This is a genomic window from Streptomyces sp. DSM 40750, from assembly GCF_024612035.1.
Lineage (GTDB): Bacteria > Actinomycetota > Actinomycetes > Streptomycetales > Streptomycetaceae > Streptomyces.
Genome location: NZ_CP102513.1, coordinates 9,458,924 through 9,479,861 on the forward strand (window position 1 = coordinate 9,458,924; position 20,938 = coordinate 9,479,861).

The 20,938-nt window shown below is 71.1% G+C and carries 14 protein-coding genes and 1 pseudogene; 3 read left to right on the forward strand and 12 right to left on the reverse strand.

The window, feature by feature from the left end:
• Positions 1 to 3: 3 nt before the first annotated feature.
• From JIX55_RS41430 to JIX55_RS41440, 3 genes are all read right to left on the reverse strand, one after another.
• Positions 4 to 1,464 carry a pentapeptide repeat-containing protein gene (locus tag JIX55_RS41430; RefSeq protein WP_257568350.1) on the reverse strand — a complete coding sequence of 487 codons (1,461 nt, stop codon included), beginning with the start codon at positions 1,462 to 1,464 and terminating at the stop codon, positions 4 to 6.
• A 91-nt stretch (positions 1,465 to 1,555) separates the two neighbouring features.
• Positions 1,556 to 3,031, reverse strand: coding sequence for a hypothetical protein (locus JIX55_RS41435; protein ID WP_257568351.1), 1,476 nt, complete (start codon positions 3,029 to 3,031; stop codon positions 1,556 to 1,558).
• 63 nt (positions 3,032 to 3,094) lie between these two features.
• A complete protein-coding gene (locus tag JIX55_RS41440; RefSeq protein WP_257568352.1) occupies positions 3,095 to 5,992 on the reverse strand; it encodes a peroxidase family protein in 2,898 nt (965 codons plus the stop codon).
• A gap of 220 nt (positions 5,993 to 6,212) precedes the next feature.
• On the opposite strand from JIX55_RS41440, the gene JIX55_RS41445 reads away from it, so the two are divergent.
• Positions 6,213 to 7,061 carry a phosphotransferase gene (locus tag JIX55_RS41445; RefSeq protein WP_257568353.1) on the forward strand — a complete coding sequence of 283 codons (849 nt, stop codon included), beginning with the start codon at positions 6,213 to 6,215 and terminating at the stop codon, positions 7,059 to 7,061.
• A gap of 104 nt (positions 7,062 to 7,165) precedes the next feature.
• Here JIX55_RS41445 and gnd read toward each other — a convergent pair whose 3' ends face one another.
• The 7 genes and pseudogenes from gnd to JIX55_RS41480 all read right to left on the reverse strand — a co-directional run bounded on the left by gnd (position 7,166) and on the right by JIX55_RS41480 (position 16,160).
• Entirely contained in the window at positions 7,166 to 8,044 is an 879-nt protein-coding gene (gene gnd / locus JIX55_RS41450; protein WP_257569658.1) for a phosphogluconate dehydrogenase (NAD(+)-dependent, decarboxylating), read from the reverse strand.
• A 10-nt stretch (positions 8,045 to 8,054) separates the two neighbouring features.
• Positions 8,055 to 9,020 (reverse strand): glucose-6-phosphate dehydrogenase assembly protein OpcA, encoded by a 966-nt coding sequence (gene opcA, locus JIX55_RS41455; protein ID WP_257568354.1) that lies wholly within the window; start codon positions 9,018 to 9,020, stop codon positions 8,055 to 8,057.
• Complete coding sequence (gene zwf, locus JIX55_RS41460; RefSeq protein WP_257568355.1) at positions 9,017 to 10,546, reverse strand: glucose-6-phosphate dehydrogenase; 1,530 nt, start codon at positions 10,544 to 10,546, stop codon at positions 9,017 to 9,019. The genes opcA and zwf overlap by 4 nt, the downstream gene beginning before the upstream one ends.
• Positions 10,543 to 11,724: a transaldolase gene (gene tal, locus JIX55_RS41465; protein ID WP_257568356.1), complete on the reverse strand. Its 1,182-nt coding sequence runs from the start codon at positions 11,722 to 11,724 to the stop codon at positions 10,543 to 10,545. Before tal ends, zwf begins: the two co-directional genes overlap by 4 nt.
• 19 nt (positions 11,725 to 11,743) lie before the next feature.
• Positions 11,744 to 12,126 (reverse strand): annotated as a pseudogene (locus JIX55_RS41470) (transketolase-like TK C-terminal-containing protein); the annotation flags it as partial.
• Between the two features lie 226 nt (positions 12,127 to 12,352).
• A complete protein-coding gene (locus JIX55_RS41475; protein WP_257568357.1) occupies positions 12,353 to 13,741 on the reverse strand; it encodes a glycoside hydrolase family 16 protein in 1,389 nt (462 codons plus the stop codon).
• A gap of 262 nt (positions 13,742 to 14,003) precedes the next feature.
• Positions 14,004 to 16,160: a protein kinase domain-containing protein gene (locus JIX55_RS41480; RefSeq protein WP_257568358.1), complete on the reverse strand. Its 2,157-nt coding sequence runs from the start codon at positions 16,158 to 16,160 to the stop codon at positions 14,004 to 14,006.
• A 228-nt stretch (positions 16,161 to 16,388) separates the two neighbouring features.
• Between JIX55_RS41480 and JIX55_RS41485 the strand changes: the two genes are divergently transcribed.
• Complete coding sequence (locus JIX55_RS41485; protein WP_257568359.1) at positions 16,389 to 17,489, forward strand: serine hydrolase domain-containing protein; 1,101 nt, start codon at positions 16,389 to 16,391, stop codon at positions 17,487 to 17,489.
• 280 nt (positions 17,490 to 17,769) lie between these two features.
• Entirely contained in the window at positions 17,770 to 19,569 is a 1,800-nt protein-coding gene (locus JIX55_RS41490) for an arylsulfatase (protein ID WP_257568360.1), read from the forward strand.
• 22 nt (positions 19,570 to 19,591) lie between these two features.
• Here the strand turns inward: JIX55_RS41490 and JIX55_RS41495 are convergent, their stop codons facing one another.
• Positions 19,592 to 20,443, reverse strand: coding sequence for an IclR family transcriptional regulator (locus tag JIX55_RS41495; protein ID WP_443046748.1), 852 nt, complete (start codon positions 20,441 to 20,443; stop codon positions 19,592 to 19,594).
• Positions 20,444 to 20,453: 10 nt separating this feature from the next.
• On the reverse strand, positions 20,454 to 20,879 hold the full coding sequence (locus JIX55_RS41500) for a MarR family winged helix-turn-helix transcriptional regulator (RefSeq protein WP_257568362.1): 426 nt from the start codon (positions 20,877 to 20,879) through the stop codon (positions 20,454 to 20,456).
• Between the last annotated feature and the right edge of the window lie 59 nt (positions 20,880 to 20,938).

A 20,938-nucleotide genomic window follows, 5' to 3' on the forward strand; every position in this document is an offset into this window, starting at 1 on the left:
CGGTCACTGGCGGCTGACCGTGCGCGTCACACCCGTGACGACCGTCGTCGCCAGGATCCAGCCGGTGATGACGAGGACGTACGACAGCCACTGCGACCAGCCGTCGGGCGCGTACGCCCGCTCCTGCCCGAAGTCGATGATCGGGAGGAGCAGGTCGAGGGTGTAGAAGACGGGGTTGAACTCCGGGGCCTCGTCCGCCTTGAGCGGCTCGGGCGGCCGCACCGCGTACGCCACCGAGCCCACCGCCATCAGCGAGAGCAGCCAGACGGCCGCGCGCAGCGGGCGGAAGCCGTAGCCGACGGTGGCGTCCTGGGCGTATCCCCAGAGCCGCCCGTGCCAGCGGAGCGTGGCGCGATGGCGGCGCTGCTTGGCGAGCTGGACGAGCCGGGCGGCGTCGTCGTCACCGATCCTGCGGTACGCGGCCGTCAACTGCTCGTATGAGTAGGGCAGATATGCCTCCCCGTCCCGCTCCAGCATGGGCAGCCGCCGCTGGGCGGGCTCGTGCGGGATGAGGGAGGTGTAGGTGAGGCTGTTCAGGAGGACCTTCTCGGGCAGCATGTCCGGCTCCAGGACCAGCACCTCTATCTGGGCGCGGCGCATATTGAGGACGCCCTCCATCGGAGGTCCGTCGCGCAGCCACAGTTCGCTGATGACGGAACTGCTCACCCGCAGTGCCATACCGCCGGGGTCCGACAGCCGCGCGTACGCCAGGTCCAGCTGGCCGCCCACCCGGGCACCGCGCATCTCGACCCGGCCGCGTACGTCCGCGTGCCGCAGCACGACGTCGGACTCGGTGGCGAGTGTCTCCGCGCTGAGGGCAGTGCCGCCGGGCCGGTGCAGCCGACAGCGCCTCAGGTCGACCGCGCCGGCGACATGGGCACCGCCGAGCCGGACCTCGCCGTTCGCGCGCAGCCCGGGAGCGCACAACTCCTCCCCGATCTCCGCCTGGTTGAGCCGCAGCGCGGGCTCGTCGTCCGGCGCGGTGAACTCGGCGCGCTCCATGAAGAGGGTCCCGGAGATCTGCGCACCGGTGAGCCTGACCGGCCCCCGGAACCGGCACTCCGTCAACCGCAGCCCGCCGTCGACCCGCACCCGCGCCGAACGCAGGCCGGGCAGCACGGACTTGGTCAGGTTGAGGTAGGTGAACTGCGCACCTGAGAAGTCGGGTGCCTCGTCGAAGTGGCAGTCGCTCAGCCGTACGACGCTGTCGACCGTCGCGTACTTCAGGTCCAGCTTGCCGGTGATCCGGGCGCCCGCGATCTTGAGGGCCGCGACCTCGCCCTCCTCCTGGGGAGCGGTGAGCAGCAATGCCCGCAGCACCCGGGCCCGTACGGTCCGCTCCGGGCCCCACCCGGTGCCGTCCGCGGCGTCCTCGTCGTCGGCGGTCCCGAACTCCACCGCCGCGCCCCGGGGAAACGCGTCCCAGACCCGCCGCTCGGCCGCCGTCAGATCGTTGATCATCATCACTCGGGACTCTCACCCGGGACCCTTGCAGCTGTCAACTACCGGGATCCGGCCCCACGCTCCTGGCCGGATCCCGGCTGACCCCCCGCTGCTAGTGACCCCACGCCCCGGCGTGGGCCCGGTGCGCGTCCGTGAGGCCGTTCGTGAAGAACTCCTCGTAGTACTCGTTCTCCACGTGGTGGACCTGGAGCCACACGCCCGGGACATGGATCGCGTCCGTGTGGGCCGGGAAGCGGCCGTGTGTGCGGAGGATGTACTCGCAGATGTCGCGGGCGCAGTCGATCACCCGCTCCTCGTACTCACTGGCCTCGGTGAGATAGCGCTGCCCGTAGTCCTCCCGGTAGATGCGGGCGAAGACATCCCGGTCGGTGTAGACGCCGCCCGGGCCGAACTTCTCCTTGATGATCGTCTCCACGGCTTCCGACATGGTCCCGAACGTGGGCGGGCAGGCGGCGGCGATCAGCGGGGCGCCGCCGTCAGGGGAGGGGAGCCGGACCGGATGCGAGCGGACCTTGGCGTACTTCGGCAGAGGGATGTGCCAGCGCCAGATGTCGGACAGCCGCCAGCGCGGGGTCACGAAGTCGAAGCCGAGCATCTTGCCGTACGCCCGGGAGAACTTCGGGTCGCCGAGGGCGATCTGCGGGTTGATGGACGCGTGGATCCAGGCGCCCAGGCCCATCGCCTCGGCCGTGAGCATCAGGTTCTGCAGGAGCAGGTCCGCCTCGATCTGGGTGCGCATCGGGCCGAGGGCGCCGAGGGGCAGCTTCAGATCCCCGTTGAGGAAGCCGTTCTTGACCCACTTCCTCACCCCGGCGGGACGGTAGAAGTTGCGGTCGTCCACGAGGGTGGGGCGAGCCCCGTCCGGCTGTGTGAGCAGATACATCAGCGCGTTGACGTACTGGTGCGAGAGATCGACCACCGGGAACAGCAGGGTCGTTCCGGGGAGGTTGGACAGGAAGCGGTTCGAGTCCAGGTACGCCGGGAAGTCCCGCTGGTTCGGCTTCACGTCCAGGCGTTCGTCCAGGATCTTCACCTTCGCCTCGTGCGCCCGCGCCACCAGGGTCTCGGCGTCGAACGGCTCGTCCGGCGCGGGCCGCAGCCTGCGCAGGAAGTAGGTGCCCGTGTCGTTGACGAGGAAGAAGTGGGTGCCCTGCGCGTTGTCCGGGCTCCCGGCGGTGCGGCCCGCCATCGTCAGGTTGGGCTTGGACATGATGGGCGTGCCGTCGTCCGGGTCCTCGAAGGGCCGGTCGGGCATGGTCAGCCCCGTGGTGCCGGTGATCGCGATGAGCACCGCCTCCTCCAGCTCGGAGAGAGGCTGCACCGCGTTGCGGGATGTGTAGGTCATGGTCCCGGCGGACACCTTGGCGCCCCGGCTCACGCGATGCGTACGGCGCCGCCACACGGTCCGGAGCAGCGGGCGCCCGAAGAGGTCGGCGAGGCCCGGGTGGGTGGTGGCACCGGCGGTGCCGGGCGGCGGCTCCTGCACCGCGAGTTGCTCGCCGGCCCCGGGTGTCGCGGACAGCTCCCCGGTTCCGGGCAGCTCGGACTGATTGTCGGTGAACGTCATGCGCTTTCCCCCGTTGTGGTTCGGACCCGGGGCGTGCCACACCCCGGGTCGTGTGTCACGGCGTCATGGTGAACCGCCGTCGCTCGAACTTCCGTTGCTCGCGATGCCGTTGCCGGTCTCCCGCACCGTCCGCCACGGCGCGAACGCGCTCGCGCCGCGCGGCAGGAGCGGGGCCAGCTCCGGGCAGTGGCGCAGGACGACGGAGTTCATGCCGCCCTTCTCGACCCAGTCGATGCCGAGCGGTGTGTAGACCTCCGGCCGGTAGTCGACGGTCAGGAACCGGTCGCTCTGCAGGCGCCGGCTGGCCATCAGGATGAAGACGCGGAACGCGGTGTCGCTGAACCCGAAGCCCTCCGGCGGGTTCTCCGCGAACAGCCCGACCACGGTGTCGATCTCGTCGACGCTCCGGTAGACGTCCTTGAGTCGCGCCAGCGTCTCCGGGTTCTCGGTCAGCTCCTCGAAGGAACGGATCCGCCCCCTGTGCAGCCCGGCCCGGAAGTCGTTGTAGCGCGGCACGCCCCGCCTGCGGGTACGGACGAGGTCGACGACCGACAGGTCGATGATCTCCCCGTCGCGCTCGAAGCGCTGCAGCGAGCGCGGGAAGTTGTGCAGCGTGATCGCGCCCGGGTGGGCGATGCCGAACGAGTACAGCGAGTTCGCGAGACCCGTCTTGCGGATCTGCGACTCGGCCGCCCCGCCCTGGATGTCCAGGAAGCCCACCGTCTCCAGCCGCCGCCCGAACTGGTGCTCCCGTAGCTCGAAGTCGTCCGGGATCAGCGGATGCATCCGGTAGACGGTCGTGAAGTCCTCGGTCAGCGAGTACGGCGCCGCGTGGTGGTCCGGCAGCGTCTTCGGGATACCCGTCAGCGAGTGCGCCTCGAACAGCCACAGGCCCAGCTGGTTCAGCCAGTTCTTCGGCGGGCCCGACCAGTTGGTGTGCAGCGCGAGATCGATCGCCTCCGTGGCGAGGATCGCCGGGGTCCACTCCACGGTGTGGATCTTCGCGATCAGCGCGGACACCACGAGCCGGGCCGTGTGGTACACCTTCTCCTCGCTCATCGACGGGTACTCGGCGCGCAGCGCGTCGCACACCGCGTTGTGCTCCCGCGCGAACAGCGTGTGCATCGCGCTGAGCCCCATCCACCAGCTCTCGTTGAACCCGGTGAGCGGAATGCCGTTCGCCCCGCCCGGCAAGTGCCCGTCCTCCAGGCGGAGTTTCGCGCCCCCGTCCGGCTCGCGCAGGAACCGCGCGGTCTGCTCGTTCTCGCCGTACACCTCGGAGCCGTCCCACCAGTGCGAGGCGGAGTTGGCGAACAGGATCGGCGGCCGGCCCGGCGCCTCGATGCCCTCGTTCTCCGCGAACCGCATCACCCGCTCCGTCGGCCCGCCCGGCACGTTCTGCCAGTCGCCGTCGAAACCGGGCGGCAGCGGCACCTCCACACTGCGGTCGCCGGTCTTGTACCGCCGGTGGTTCACCCAGTCGTGCACCTGGAACTGGATCCACGCCGCCGCCAGCACATTGAGCGAGGTGGCGGGCACGAAGCTCTCCCGGTACAGCAGCTGCCTGCTGACCGTGACCGGGTTCGGTGTGTCGAAGAGGTCCGGCCGGTACTCCGGCTTCAGGTTCCGCCCGAAGGCGGCGCCCACCGCGCCCATCCTCGGCTCCGACAGATCGTTGTACGTCCCGTCGTACGACCGCTCCGTGCGCAGCCGCTCCGGGACGGGCTCCGGTACGGGCTGGGCCGTCGGCGGCGCCTCACGCACCTCGGTGTCGATCAGGTTCAGCTTGCGCAGCACGCGCCGCAGGAACACCAGGTTCAGCAGGCTCAGCGACAACGGCAGCCGGTGCCATGGCACGGCACGGTTCAGCAGCCCGAAGACGGGACCCACGAGACGGCCGAGCAGCCTGTTGCGCAAGGGTTCCGCGGTGACGAAGCGCAGCCCGAGACGGTGCGCGCCGCCCGCCTGATATCCCGCCTTGCGCGCCCGGTTGATATTGCCCAGTGGCCGGAAATCATCGGTCGTGTACCAGGGGTTGAAGGTCAGATCCTCGATCCGCCGCGCCGCGGCCCGTGCCTCGGCGCCGTCCAGCTCCTGGGCGGGGATGGTGAGCCGGGCGATCGGCACGGCCGGCGCCACCGCGTCCTTCCACTCCACCGCCGCGTCCTCGATCGGCGTGCGCCGCTCGTCCACGTACCGCTGCACACACAGGTCGAACGCCACATCCGCCTGCCCGAGCCGCCGCGCGAGGTCCCGGTGCAGGAAGTCGGGGTCCCCGCGATCGGGTTCGGCCGCCGTCGGCGTACCGGGCGCGGGCCGCAACAGATACCGCACGGGCCCGGCCTCGCCCCACAGAATCGCCCCGCGGCTCCAATAGGTCTCGTTGGCCAGTGAATTGACGGTCCGCCGGGTCGCCGCCCGCACATTGCGCCGCATCCGCGTGGCGGTCCCCAGCCCCACCGCCAACGGCAGCTTCACGAACAGCCCGAACGCCTTCCGTAACGGAGTCCGCGCACCCGCCATGGCCTTGGCGAACGCCACGAACTCCCGCGCGTTGCTCGCGTGCGACACCGGAAAGCTGGTGGCCAGCAGGTCATGGCTCACGCCCTCCGACACCTGCACGCGCACCGCCGCGCCCCGCAGGTCGGGCGAGCCGTCGCCCTGCCGGATACCGCTCGCGTTGGAGAGCCGGACCACCGCCGGATAGTCGGCGCCGGGCTGCGCGAAACCGACCCGCAGCGCCACCGGCAGATCGTCGTGGAAGCGCAGCCGCGCGTTCTCCACACCCAGCGGGGCCTTCGCGTGGAACGCCCGTGCGAGCCCGCCGCCCCCGGCCCGCCGGTTCCTGACCTGCACCTCCATCAGCTCCCGCGCCAGCCGCTCGAGCACGAGCCGCTCGGCCTCGGGGCTGCCACCTTCGTACCGCTCGTACCGCTGATCGTGCTGCCCGGTCTCGGCCATCGGCGTTTCCTTCGTACGGACGCGTACGGATGCGTACGGGATGCATACGGGACAGGGGGCGCACGCTACCGGCGGCGAGGTTCGGCCACAGCGACAGTTCACGCCATGTACACATCTGACAATAATGTGGGTGAATCTCACATTCCGCCACGTCGGGGGCGCGTTCGAACGATGCGTTCGGGGACGTGTGTGCGGAGATCTCGGCGGTAGCGTGACCGGCATGACGGCAGAGGACGAGGCGACCGACGGGAAGGGACCGGACGGGGAACCGCCCCACGGAGAAGCACTGGCCGGCGGCACGGTGAACGCGGGCGAGGTCTTCCGGCGGGGTTCCCTCGTCGACCGCCCGGCGCCGCCCACCGCGCCCGCCCTCCACACCCACCTCCGCGCCCTGCGGCGGCACGGCTTCGAAGGGGCCCCGCTTCCCGTCGGCCTCACCGCGGACGGCCGCGAGCAGCTGACCTTCGTCCCCGGCGACGTGGCACTGCCGCCGTTCCCGCCCTGGGCGCTGACGGAGACCGCCCTGGCGTCCGTGGGCCGCCTGCTGCGACGCCTCCACGAGGCGAGTGCGGCCGTCGCCGTCGACCTCCGGGCGGAGTGGCCGCGGGACCTGGCCGACCCGGAGGGCGGAACGATGCTCTGCCACAACGACGTCTGCCCCGACAACGTCGTCTTCCGCGACGGCCGCGCCACCGCCCTCATCGACTTCGACCTGGCGGCACCGGGCCGTCCCGTCTGGGACGTCGCCATGGCCGCCCGCTACTGGGTGCCCATGCTCGACCCCGAATCCGCGGCGACGCTCTACCCGGGCGGCGGGCTGGATGTGCCCCTGCGCCTACGTGTCCTGGCCGACAGCTACGGCCTCTCCGCACAAGAACGTGCCGAGCTGCCCGAAGTCATCGGACAGACCACGGCGGCCTGCCGAGCCTTCGTCGCCACACGCGTGGCCGAGGGCGACGCCGTCTACCGCCGGGCCTTGGCGGAACGGGGCGGCTGGGCTCGCTGGGACCGCCTCCAGAGCTGGCTGACGACGCACCACGCCGCATTCACCACCGCCCTGCTCTCCTGAACGGCTGCAGCCCACCCCCGCCCCAAAGGGGCGCGGGTGGGCTGCGCGACCAGCCACGACGCTCCGGCACGTCCCACATGTACCCACGTACCGAAGACGCCTACTTACTTGGTCGACTCGACCGCGTGCCCGCCGAACTGATTACGCAACGCCGCGATCATCTTCATCTGTGGCGAGTCGTCCTGCCGGGAGGCGAAACGGGCGAACAACGACGCGGTGATCGCCGGCAGCGGCACCGCGTGGTCGATGGCGGCCTCGACCGTCCACCGGCCCTCGCCCGAGTCCTCGGCGTACCCGCGCAGCTTCTGCAGGTGCTCGTCCTCGTCGAGCGCGTTGACGGCGAGGTCGAGCAGCCAGGAGCGGATGACGGTGCCGTCCTGCCAGGAGCGGAACACCTCGCGGACGTCCGTCACCGACTCGGCCTTCTCCAGCAGCTCCCAGCCCTCGGCGTACGCCTGCATCATGGCGTACTCGATGCCGTTGTGAACCATCTTGGAGAAGTGCCCGGCACCCACCTTGCCGGCGTGGACGTAGCCGTACGGCCCCTCCGGCTTGAGCGCCTCGAAGATCGGCTGGAGCCGCTCGACGTGCTCCTTGTCGCCGCCGACCATCAGGGCGTAGCCGTTCTGCAGGCCCCATACGCCGCCGGAGACGCCCGCGTCGACGAAGCCGATGCCCTTCGCGCCCAGCTCGGCCGCGTGCTTCTCGTCGTCCGTCCAACGGGAGTTGCCGCCGTCGACGACCGTGTCGCCGGGCGACAGCAGCTCCGCCAGCTCGTCGATGACGGACTGGGTGGGGCCACCGGCCGGGACCATCACCCAGATGATGCGCCGGCCGTCGAGCCGCTCGACCAGTTCGGCCAGGCTGCCCACGTCGGAGACGTCGGGGTTGCGGTCGTAGCCGATGACGGTGTGGCCGGCGCGGCGGATCCGCTCGCGCATGTTGCCGCCCATCTTGCCGAGACCGATCAGGCCCAGCTGCATCGCTGTCATGTCAGTTCACTTCTTTCTGGGCGTCACGAACGTTTGGAAGTGCCTTGTCACCGGTGTTCTCGCCGCCGCGCAGGGCGATGGCGTACATCTCGTCGGCGTCGAGGCGGCGCAGTTCCTCGGCGATCAGCTCGGAGGTGGCGCGCACCTTCAGGGCGAGCGTGCGGGACGGCTGGCCCGGCAGGGTGAGCGTGGCGAGCGGGCCCTCGGGGCGGTCGATGACGATCTCGCCCTTCTCGGTGCCGAGGCGCACGCCCGTCACGACGGGTCCGGCGGTCAGGACGCGCTCGACGGACACGCCGAGGCGGGCCTCCAGCCAGCGGGCCAGCAGTTCGGCGCTCGGGTTGTCGGCCTCGCTCTCCACGGCGGCCGAGGTGATGGTCTCCTTGGCCTGGTCGAGGGCGGCCGCGAGCATCGAACGCCACGGCGTCAGCCGGGTCCAGGCCAGGTCGGTGTCCCCGGGGGTGTAGGAGGCGACCCGCTGCTCAAGGGTGGCGAGCGGGGTCTCCACGGCGTACATGTCGGTGATCCGGCGCTGGGCGAGCGCGCCCAGCGGGTCCTTCGCCGGGTTCTCCGGCGAGTCCACCGGCCACCACACCACCACCGGCGCGTCCGGCAGCAGCAGCGGCAGGACCACGGAGTCGGCGTGGTCGGACACCTCGCCGTACGTCCGCAGCACGACCGTCTCGCCGGTGCCCGCGTCGGCGCCGACCCGTACCTCGGCGTCCAGGTGCGACTTCGTCCGGTCCTTCGGCGTGCGGGCGTGCCGTTTGATGACGACCAGGGTGCGCGAGGGGTGTTCGTGCGAGGCCTCCTCGGCCGCCTTGATCGAGTCGTACGCGTTCTCCTCGTCCGTCACGATCACCATCGTGAGGACCATGCCCACGGCGGGTGTGCCGATGGCCCGGCGGCCCTGCACCAGGGCCTTGTTGATCTTGCTTGCCGTGGTGTCGGTGAGGTCGATCTTCATGGCCTGCGCCAGCTCCGTCCGTCTTGTGCGAGCATCTCGTCCGCTTCCTCGGGGCCCCAACTGCCCGAGGCGTACTGCGCGGGCCTGCCCTGCTTGGCCCAGTACTCCTCGATCGGGTCGAGGATCTTCCAGGACTCCTCCACCTCCTGATGGCGGGGGAAGAGATTGGCGTCGCCGAGCAGCACATCGAGGATCAGCCGTTCGTACGCCTCCGGGCTGGACTCGGTGAACGACTCGCCGTACGCGAAGTCCATCGTGACGTCCCGGATCTCCATCGAGGTACCCGGCACCTTCGAACCGAAGCGCACGGTCATGCCCTCGTCCGGCTGGACGCGGATGACGATCGCGTTCTGGCCCAGCTCCTCGGTGGCGGTGGAGTCGAAGGGGGAGTGCGGGGCGCGCTGGAAGACGACCGCGATCTCCGTGACGCGGCGGCCGAGCCGCTTGCCCGTCCGCAGATAGAAGGGGACTCCCGCCCAACGGCGGTTGTCGATGCCCAGCTTGATCGCCGCGTACGTGTCCGTGGTCGAGGACCGGTCGATGCCGTCCTCCTCCAGATAACCGAGCACCTGCTCGCCGCCCTGCCAGCCGGACGCGTACTGCCCGCGCACGGTGTGCCGGCCCAGGTCGTCCGGCAGCCGCACGGCCTTCAGCGCCTTGAGCTTCTCGGTCAGCAGCGACTCGGCGTCGAAGGCCGCCGGTTCCTCCATGGCGGTCAGGGCCAGCAGTTGGAGGAGGTGGTTCTGGATGACGTCACGGGCCGAGCCGATGCCGTCGTAGTACCCGGCGCGCCCGCCGATACCGATGTCCTCGGCCATCGTGATCTGTACGTGGTCGACGTAACTCCGGTTCCAGATGGGCTCGTACATCTGGTTGGCGAAGCGGAGCGCCAGGATGTTCTGGACGGTCTCCTTGCCTAGGTAGTGGTCGATGCGGAAGACCTGCTCCGGGTCGAACACGTCGTGCAGGACCGCGTTCAGCTCACGCGCGCTGGCCAGGTCGTGACCGAACGGCTTCTCGATGACCGCGCGCCGCCAGGAACCCTCGGACGGACTGGCCAGCCCGTGCTTCTTGAGCTGTTTGACGACGTTCGGGAAGGACTTCGGCGGCACGGAGAGGTAGAACGCGAAGTTGCCGCCCGTACCCCGGGAGGAGTCCAGCTCCTCGACGGCCTCGCGGAGCCGCTTGAACGCCTCGTCGTCGCCGAAGTCGCCCGGGATGAACCGCATTCCCTCGGCGAGCTGCTGCCAGACCTCCTCGCGGAACTCGGTGCGGGCGTGCTCGCGGACCGCGTCGTGCACGATCTGCGCGAAGTCCTCGTCCTCCCAGTCCCGGCGGGCGAAGCCCACCAGGGAGAAGCCCGGCGGCAGCAGACCGCGGTTGGCCAGGTCGTACACGGCCGGCATCAGCTTCTTGCGGGACAGATCACCGGTCACCCCGAAGATGACGAGCCCGGACGGGCCCGCGATCCGGGGGAGCCGGCGGTCGCCCGGGTCCCGGAGCGGGTTGAGCCACTCGGCGGTCATTCCCCATCAACTCCCTTGCTGTTCAATGACTTCGCCACGGCGTCCAGCAGGTCCTGCCACGCCGCCTCGAACTTGGCGACGCCCTCGTCCTCCAGTTGCCGCACGACCTCGTCGTAGGAGACACCGAGCGCCTCCACGGCCGCGAGGTCGGCGCGGGCCTGCGCGTAGCCGCCGCTCACCGTGTCCCCGTGGATGACGCCGTGGTCCGCGACCGCGTCGAGTGTGGCCTCCGGCATCGTGTTGACCGTGCCCGGCGCGACGAGTTCGTCCACGTACAGGGTGTCCTTGTACGCCGGGTCCTTCACACCGGTCGAGGCCCACAGCGGGCGCTGCTTGTTGGCCCGGGCCCCCGCGAGGGCGGTCCAGCGGCTGCCGGGGTGCGTCGAGTCGCCGGCCTGGCCGAACACCTCTGCGTACGCCTCGTAGGCGAGCCGCGCGTTGGCGAGCGCCGCGCGGCCTCTGCGGGCGAGCGCCTCGTCCGTGCCCAGCACCGTCAGCCGCTTGTCGATCTCGGTGTCGACGCGGGAGACGAAGAAGGAGGCGACGGAGTGGATGGCGGACAGATCGAGGCCCGCCGCCTGCGCCTTCTCCAGACCCGCCAGATAGGCGTGCATGACCTCGTAGTGGCGCTCCAGCGAGAAGATCAGCGTGACGTTGACGCTGATACCGAGGCCGATGACCTCGGTGATCGCCGGGAGGCCGGCCTTCGTCGCCGGGATCTTGATCATCACGTTGGGGCGGTCGACGAGCCAGGCGAGCTGCTTGGCCTCGGCGACGGTCGCCGCGGTGTGGTGGGCCAGCCGGGGGTCGACCTCGATGGAGACCCGGCCGTCCCGGCCCCCCGTCGCGTCGTACACCGGGCGGAGGACGTCGGCGGCGGCGCGTACGTCGGCGGTCGTCATCATCCGTACGGCCTCGTCGACCGTCACCCCGCGCACGGCGAGGTCGGCGAGCTGGTCCTCGTAGCCCTCTCCCGAGCCGATGGCGGCCTGGAAGATGGACGGGTTGGTGGTCACGCCGACGACGTGCCGCTTCTCGATGAGCTTCGCGAGGTTGCCGGAGGTGACGCGCTCACGGGAGAGGTCGTCGAGCCAGATGGAGACGCCCTCGTCGGAGAGGCGCTTCAGGGGTTCCGTGACGGTGGTCGCCACGGTCGATTCGGTGGTCACAATGATCATCTTCCTTCAGGCGCTCGCATCAACCGCGGACGGAGCGGAGTGATTCCCTCGCGGCGGTGACGACGTTCTCGGGGTGAGGCAGTACCCGGCGAACAGGGTCTTCGCGTCGGCGGAGGCGCCGAAGTGTTCGAGCGAGACGATGCGGCCGTGGTCACCGACGTACCGGTACCAGGTCGGACCGATCCCCGCCTCGACCGCCACGCGGGCCTTCACGGACGGCGGCAACACGTTCTCGCGGTGTTCGCGCGGCTGTTCCTCGAACCACTCCACCGACGGCATCGACACCACCCGCGTGCCGACCCCCTCGGACTCCAGCCGCTCCCGCGCGGCGACGGCCGGCCGCACCTCGGAGCCCGTGGCGATCAGGATCACCTCCGGGGTCGCGGTCGAGGATTCCCGCAGGCAGATCAGAGCCTTCCCGTTTCCTTCCCTTGTTCGACGCAGGGAATCCAGGCTCTCAGGACTTCCAGCCGCACACCGGGACGACTCCGGTGGCGTTCCTGGCGGAGATGCGGAGATGCGGAGATGCGGAGATGCGGAGATGCGGTGACGCGGAGATGCGGTGACGCGACGGCGAGGGGCGGGCTCCACCGGTGGGTGGAGCCCGCCCCTATGGCCAAGTCGTGGCTCAGCGGCCGAAGTTGAACCAGTTCACGTTCACGAAGTCCTGCGACTGACCGCTCGTGAAGGTCAGATAGACGTCATGGGTGCCGGTGACCCCGCTGATGTTCGCGGGCACCGTCCGCCAGGACTGCCAGCCGCCGGTGTTGGCGATCGAGAAGCTGCCGATCGGTGTGCTCGTACGGCTGTCGAGTCTGACCTCGACCAGGCCGCTCACCCCGGTGTTGGCGCCGGAGGCGACACGCGCGACGAACTGGGTGGCCGCGGAGGAGCCGAAGGCGACGTTCTGGAAGAGCGCCCAGTCGCCCTGGGCGAGGGAACCGATGTTCTGGCCGCCGCCGGTGTCGGTCGTGCTCTCGGTGCTGACGCCGCTCTGGCCGTTGTACGACTCGGCCTGGATGGCGCTGTACGCGTCACGGGTGCCCGTCGGCGGCGGTGTGGTGGTGCTCCCGGCGGCCGACAGCACCTGCACGTAGTCGACGACCATGGGGACACCGGACCGTGTGTCCCCGTCGAGGCCGCCGCCGAACGCGTCAGGGAAGGCGCCGCCCATCGCCACGTTCAGGATGATGAAGAAGCCGTGGTTGGTGGCGTTGGACCAGGTCGTCGCGTCGACCTGGTTCGCGGTGACCGTGTGGAAGGTGACGCCGTCGACGGAGAACCGGATGGTCTCCGGGGTCACCGAGCGGTCCCACTCCATGGTGTAGGTGTGGAAGCCGGACTGGCAGGTCGTGTTGGGGCACGAGGTGGAGTTGCCGATGCCGGTCGTCTCGTTGCACGGGCCGCCCGGGTTGGTGCCGCAGTGCATGGTGGCCCACACGGTGTTGCGGCCCTGGACGTTCTCCATGATGTCCAGCTCGCCGACGCTCGGCCAGTTCTGGTAGTTGCCCCGGTAGGGGGCGCCCAGCATCCAGAACGCGGGCCAGTAGCCCTCGGCCGCCGTACCGGTGACGTTCGGCATCTGGAGCCGCGACTCGACCCGTAGTTTCCCGCCCGCCGGGGGCTGGAAGTCGGTGCGGTTGGTCTCGATGCGGCCCGAGGTCCAGTTCCCGGCCGAGTCGCGAACCGGGGTGATGCGCAGATTGCCGTTGCCGTCGAGAGCGACGTTGTTGGTGCTGTTCGTCATCGTCTCGACCTCGCCGGTGCCCCAGTTGGCGGGGCCGCCCGGATAGCCCGTACCCGTGGCGTACTGCCAGTGGGAGGTGTTGACGCCGGTGCCGGCGGTGCCGTTGAAGTCGTCGACGAAGACCTGGGTCCAGCCGGCGGGCGGCGTGGGCGCGGCCCCCTGCGCGGTCGTGGCCCAGGCGGTCGCCAGCGCCACCGCGGCGGCCACGGCGAGGAATACGCGCCTGAGCGGGCGGCGGCGTCTGATGGGTATGCCGGGGGTTTCACTCATAGCGGCCTCTTCGGGTGTACGGAGTGAAAGTGCGCGGGTGGGGAGCGCCTCCGGAGTCCCGTCCTGAGAGCGCTCTCAAAGAACAGCGTGCGGTCAATGTGCGCTCAGGCGCTGCGGTCGTCAAGAGTTAAAGCGGAGAAAGTCGGTGCGGGGGAGGCGAGTTCACACTCTGAAGACCGGCCAATGTCGGGCGGTCACCGCTGAAGGGGAGGTGACGGCCGGTCAGTTCCCGGTGGTGACGGTCAGTCTTCGGTGGTGACGGTCAGTCCCCGGCGGCGGATGCGGACGGCCGGACCATCGGCTCGTCCGGGGACACGGAGAGCGCCGTGTCCCCGGCCGTAGCCACGATCGCGTCCTCGACGAGCACCACGCTGGGCCGGGCCTCGGCCGCGATGTCCCCCGGGTCGTCGAGCGCCTCCGTGCGCCACAACTCGGCGCCCGTGCCGCCGTCCAGCGCCAGCAGTCGGCCGAACCTGTTGGCGAAGTAGACCTCGTCACGCGCCTTCGACACCGCCGGAGCGGACAGGTTCTCCATGTCCGTCGTCCGCTCCCACAGCTCCTTGCCACTGGTCGCCGACACGGCGGCGACCCACCCGTTGGTCCGCACGAAGTACACGACACCGTCCACCAGCGTCGCCGAGCCGCGCAGCGCCCGCTTCAGCGGAATCCGCGTGATCTCCCCGGTCTCCGGGTCCACGCGCAGGAACGCGTTGTACGGCCGCTCGTACCCGGGCTCGTACACCTCCTCGGTGGTCTCCGCCCCGAGGAACAGCGGCTGTCCGTCGACGGTGCCCAGGGCGAGCGACTTCTTGGGCAGCGGGGCGAGTTCCTGCCGCGTACCGTCGTCCGGATCGAGCCGTACGAGCGTGAACGGGCGGGTGTCGAGGAAGTCGTCGCCCTCCCAGCACAGCGCGTACGGGTCGTCGCCGAGCGCCCTGGGAACGCAGTTCACCGCGCCGGGCACGGGCGACCGCCACAGCTCGTCGCCCGCTGTGGAGTAGGCGACGACCTCCAGGTGGTCGGGTGTGAGGGTGAGGAGGCCGCCGTCGTAGAGGTAGACCGCCTCGCTCGCGCTGATGAACCGGGCCCACCGCTCCTTCCCGGTCGCGGTGTCCAGGGCTATGAGGCGCCGCCGGGTGGTGTCGGGTTCCCCGTAGACATAGGCCAGGCCGTCCCGCACACCGATGGGCCGCGACGTCTGGGGCAGGGTGCCGTGCCGCCAGCCCATCTTCCCGGTGGCGGCGTCCACCTCCGCGACGACGAAGCCCGTACCGCCGCAGTACAGGTCCGTTCCGTCCGTCAGACACCCCGGCTGCTTGTAGCCCGTGGCGACGTACTCGGCGGGGAAGCCGTCGTCGTTCCGCAGCGGCGTACGCCACGGCTGCCAGCCCTTGGGAAGGGACACCGAACGGTAACCGGCGGCGGTGTCGGACGACTTCGAGGTGTCCTTGTCGCCCGGGTACAGGAGCAGCGCGGCGCTCAGCGCGCCGACGGTGAGGGCGGCGCCGAGGCCCACGAGGAGCAACTGCCGTTTGGCGCGGCGGCCTTCCCCGCGGCCGTACGTCGTCGGCGCTACCGGCTCGGGATCCGTGGCGGCGGGGCGGGCATCGGTCGAGGTCGGCAACTCCAGGAACAGGCGGTGCAGTTCGGCGAGGTCCGGCCGGGCCGCCGGGTCCTTGTCCAGGCAGCGCTCGGCGATGCTCCGCAACGGCTCGGGCACCGTGTCCAGCTTGGGTGCCTCGAACATGACCTGGTAGCCCGCCAGATACGGGCTCTCGGCCTTGAACGGGCTGTGCCCGCTGGCCGCGTACACCAGCAGCGATCCAAGGGAGAACACGTCCGAAGCCGGGGTGACGTCCCTCGGGGAGCGCAACTGTTCCGGCGACATGAACGGCGGGGTGCCGATCACCCGGCCGGTCACGGTGAGCGGCAGGTTGTCGACGGCGCGCGAGATGCCGAAGTCGATGACGCGCGGGCCGTCCTCGGCGATGAGGACGTTCGCCGGTTTGAGGTCCCGGTGCACGACACCCGCCCGATGGATGTCCCGCAGCGCCTCGACGAGCCCGAGCGCGAGGCCCCGGATCCGGGCCCCGCCCAACGGCCCCTCCTCGCACACCAGATCGGAGAGCGTCGGCCCCGGCACGTACAGCGTCGCCATCCACGGCCGGGCGGCCTCGGGGTCGGCGTCCACCACGGGAGTGGTGAACGCCCCGCTCACCCGGCGCGCCGCCGCGACCTCCTGACGGAACCGGGAGCGGAACTCCTCGTCGTCGCAGTACTGGGCGTGCACCAGCTTGATCGCGACCAGCCGCCCCGACACGGACCGGGCGAGGTAGACGACCCCCATGCCACCCGCGCCGAGCCGGCTCTCCAGGACGTATCCGCCTATGACGGTGGGATCGTCGTCCCTCAGCGGCATTTCCCACCACGCTCTTGTCCGTACGGCAGCTGCGGCGGATCAGCCTAGGGGATGAGCGAGGAGGCGTCGGACCAGGGGCCCTGGAGAGCGCTCCCGGTCCGCCCGGGACAGTTCCAGCCGTTGAGGCCGTTGAGGCCGTTGAGGCCGCGGGCCATCGGTCCGGCCGGGCCGGGGCATCGCCGGTTAATTCGGTGGCCGCGCCCGATCCGGCCCGTTACCTTCCCCCCTATGGCGGAGACCCACGGCACGTGCACGGAACGATTCGCCCCGGTGCGCGAGGCGCTCGCGGCCTCGCTGGACGACAAGGACGTGGGGGCCTCGGTCGCCGTGTACGTGGACGGCGAGCCGGAGGTCGACCTGTGGGGCGGCCACACCGACGCGGCCCGCACCACACCCTGGGAGCGGGACACCATCACCCACGTCTGGTCCACGACCAAGACGATGACGGCCCTGTGCGTGCTGATGCTCGCCGACCGGGGCGAACTGGACCTGACCGCGCCGGTGGCCACGTACTGGCCCGAGTTCGCGGCGGCGGGCAAGGAGAACGTACGCGTCAGCCATGTGCTCGCGCACACGGCCGGCCTGCCCCGCTTCGACGCGCCCACGACGCTGGAGGACCTGTACGACTGGCCGACGGCCACCTCCCGGCTCGCCGCGCAGGCACCGGCCTGGGAGCCCGGCACCGAGGCCGGCTACCACGCGGTCACCCAGGGGTATCTGCTCGGGGAGATCGTCCGCCGGGTCACCGGCCGCACCCTGGGCACCTTCCTCGCAGAGGAGGTCACGGGCCCGCTGGGCGCCGACTTCCACATCGGCCTGGCCGCCGTCCACGACCACCGGGTCGCGCCGATCCTCGCACCGCCCTCCTCCGCGCCCCGCGGCGGCCCGCCGCCCAACCCCGCCATACCGGACGGCACCGCCAACACGACCGCCTGGCGCCGCGCCGAGATCCCGGCCGCGAACGGCCACGGCAACGCCCGCTCGGTCGCCGCCGTGCAGTCGCTGCTGGCCTGCGGTGGAGCGGCCCGGGGGGTGCGGCTGCTGTCGGAGAAGGGGTGCGAGCGGGTCCTGGAGGAACAGTTCAGCGGCACGGACCTGGTCCTGCGCGTACCGATGCGCTACGGCATGGGATACGGCCTGAACGGCGGCCAACTCCCCAACCCCCGCACCGCTTTCTGGGGCGGCTGGGGCGGCTCGATCGTCCTGGTCGACCTCGACGCCCGGATGGCCGTGGCGTACATGATGAACCAGATGATCGACGACGGCGGACTCGGCGACGACCGGGCGTTCATGATCCTCGCGGCGGTCTACGAGGGCCTGTCGGCCTGAACGCGACCGCGTAGCCGTATCGGCGGCACCACCGCACCGGCCCAGGGGCTTCCCCGGGGCCGGTGCGAGGCGTGGCACGGCCTTCTGGCAAGATCGTTGGCTCTCGGTGGAACCAGAACCCCGCATTCCCCCTCTCTAGGGTCGGGGGCGCACCAGTGATCACCCGCGGCCTCTGTGACCTGCCGCAACAAGGTGTTCATGCCCTGTGCATGGTTTTGCTCCGAGTGCCCCGTCCACCATCGGATCACGACCGCCTGCCCACCTTCACCCAGGAGTCCGCATGTCCAGCCGTCGTCGTTTTCTCGCCGGGACCGCCGCCGTCGGCGCGACCGGGGCGGTGGCCGGCTGTGTCGCGGACGAGGGGCGCAAGGCCGGTGTCCGGGACGTCGCCGTTCCGGAGGTGAGCCGACCGTCCGCGTCGGTCGTGCCCGCCGCCAGGACCCCCTCGCAGCGGCTCAACTTCGTGGTCGTCCTCGCCGACGACCTCGGCTACGGCGAACTCGGCTCCTACGGCCAGAAGCTGATCGACACCCCGCGCCTGGACGCCCTGGCCGCCGAGGGACTGCGCTTCACCGACGCCTACTCCGCCGCCCCGGTCTGCGCCCCCTCCCGCTGCTCCTTCCTCACCGGCCTGCACAGCGGCCACGCCACCGTCCGCGAGAACCCCTGGGGCCCGGGCGGTCAGGGCGCGCTCACCGAGCAGGACTTCACCTTCGCGGAGGCTTTGCGCGCCCTCGGCTACCGCACCGGACTCATCGGCAAGTGGGGCTTCGGCCCCGAGCGGCCGAACCAGCCGAGCCACCCCAACTCCCGTGGCTTCGAGGAGTTCTACGGCTATCTGACGCACAAGCACGCCCACGACTACTACCCGACGTACCTCTGGGACAACGGCAAGAAGCAGACCATCCCCGAGAACCAGGACGACGCCCGCAAGATCTACGCCCCCCACCTCATCGAGGACCGCGCCCTCGGCTTCGTCGACGCCCACAAGGACCAGCCGTTCCTGCTGTTCCTCGCCCCGACCGCGCCGCACGCCCCGAGCCAGGCCCCGAAGCTCGGCGCGTACGCCGACGAGCCCTGGCCCCGCCCCGACAAGGCGCACGCGGCCCAGGTCACCGGCCTGGACACCCTCGTCGGCAACATCGTGGACCGGCTCAAGGCGCACGGCATCGACCGGCGCACCGTCGTCCTCGTCACCAGCGACAACGGCCCCCACGAGGAGGGCGGCACCAACCCCGACCTCTTCGACGGCAACGGCCCCCTGCGCGGCTACAAGCGCAACCTGTACGAGGGCGGCATCCGTGTCCCGCTCATCGCCTGGTCGCCGCAGCGTGTCCCGGTCGGCACCACCGACCGGCCGACCCCGCTGATCGACCTGCTGCCGACCCTCGCCGAACTCGCCGGCGCGCCTGCCCCGTCGGACATCGACGGGCTCTCCGTGGCACCGCTGCTGCGCGCCGGCAACGCCGAGGCCGCCCGCCACGACCACCTGTACTTCTACCGCAACCACAGTGGCGTCACCCCGCGCGCCGACCGGGTCGACCGGGGACGGACACGGCACGTGGCCGAGGCGGTGCGGCGCGGCGAACTCAAGGCGGTGCGGTTCGCGCCCGGCCAGGACCGGCAGGCGCCCGACAGCCGGTGGGAGGTCGAGCTGTACGACCTTGCCCGGGACCCGGGTGAGCGGCATGACCTGGCGGCTGCGCGGCCCGCCCAGGCCGACGCGCTGGTGCGGCTGATGCGGTCCTCGTGGGTGGACGACTACCGGCGCAAGCCCTACGGCGTCACCCTCCAAGTGACCCGGAAGAGCGGGAAGTTCCTCGTCACCGCGGCCTTCGCCAACGGCTCCGCCCGCCCCTGGACCGCCGCCCGTCTCGCCCTCGTCGCGCCGAACCACTGGCAGGCGCGCAACCTCGGCCCGGTCACCACGGACCGCATCCGCTCCGGCGGCCGCTTCGTCACCCGCTGGGAGGTCACCCCGGCCGCGGACGCCGACCAGGGTCGGCTCACCGCGCGGGGCACGGCCATGCACGCGGGCGCGGCGGTGACGTACACGGCGCAGGCGTCGGCCAGGAAGTAGGCGCCGGCGGGCCCGCCGCCGGTCAAGAGGGAGCGGTGCCCCGGCCCGGAATCAGTGACCCGCGCCGGGCCTCGTCCGGCTGCCAGCCCAGGGCCCGGGAGATCCCGCGCGCCGCCACCCGTACGGCGGGCGTCAACACCGGTACCTGAGCGCCGACCTGGGGCACCACGACCGACACGGCCGCGACCACGGCCCCGCCCGGCCCGCGCACCGGGGCGGCCACCGACAGCGCGTCCTCGGTGACCTGACGGCTGCTCACCGCCACGCCCGTACGCCGGACTTCGGCGAGCACGCGCCGCAACCGGGGCCCGTCGGTGATGGTGTACGGGGTGAAGGAGGCCAAGGGGCCCTGGCAGTAGGCCTCTTGGGACGAGGGATCGCCGTACGCCAGGAGAGCGAGGCCCACGCCCGTGGCGTGCAGGGGCCAGCGGCCGCCCACCCGGATGTGGACGCCGACGGCCGAGCGTCCGGAGAGCCACTCGATGTAGACGACCTCGTCGCCGTCGCGCACCGCCAGCTGCACGTTCTCGTGCGTGGCCTCGTACAGGTCCTCCAGGTACGGCAGCGCGATCTGCCGCAGGGCGAGGCCGCGCGGGGCGAGCGCCGCGATCTCCCAGAGTCGGAGACCGACGTGGTAGACCCCGGACGGATCCCGCTCCAGGGCACCCCACTCGGTGAGCGCGCCCACCAGCCTGTGGGCCGTGGTGAGCGTCAGCCCGGCCCGGCGGCTGATGTCCGTCAGGGAGAGCGCCGGGTGGTCGTGGTCGAACGCGGCCAGCACGGCGAGCAGCCGGTCGGGGGCGGAGCGGGTGGTCCCCGGCGGCGCGCTCTGCTGGGGCACGGGCCCCGGCGACGGGAGCGCGTCGGTGGTCATCGGCATGGCGTCACCCCAGTCCGGCTTCGGCGACCTTCTGCAGCAGTACGTGGAGTGTCTCGCGCTCGGCGGCGTCGAGGGGCTCCACCAGCTCGTCCGTGACGCGCTGCCCGGCCTCGTCGGTGTCGCGCAGGAAGGACCGGCCGTCCTCGGTCAGGACGATGATCCGGCTTCGCCGGTCGTCGGGGGAGGGGCGCCGCTCGGCGAAGCCCACCTTCTCCAGGTCGTCCACCAGGCCGACGATCGCGCTCGGGTCGTAGCCGAGCGACGCGCTCAGCTCGCGCTGCAGCGCGCCCGGCGAGGTGGCCAGGAAGCGCAGCAGCGCGTAGTGGCGCAGCCGCAGGCCCGACTCCTGGAGGGACGAGTTGAACAGTTGCCCGGACCGCAGCCCCAGGCGGTACAGCAGGTAGCCCGTGTCCGCGTGCAGCCCGCGCATCCACGGCTCGTGCGCGTCGATCGAGGCGGCGTCCTGCGTCTGCTGGCCGGCGATGGCGG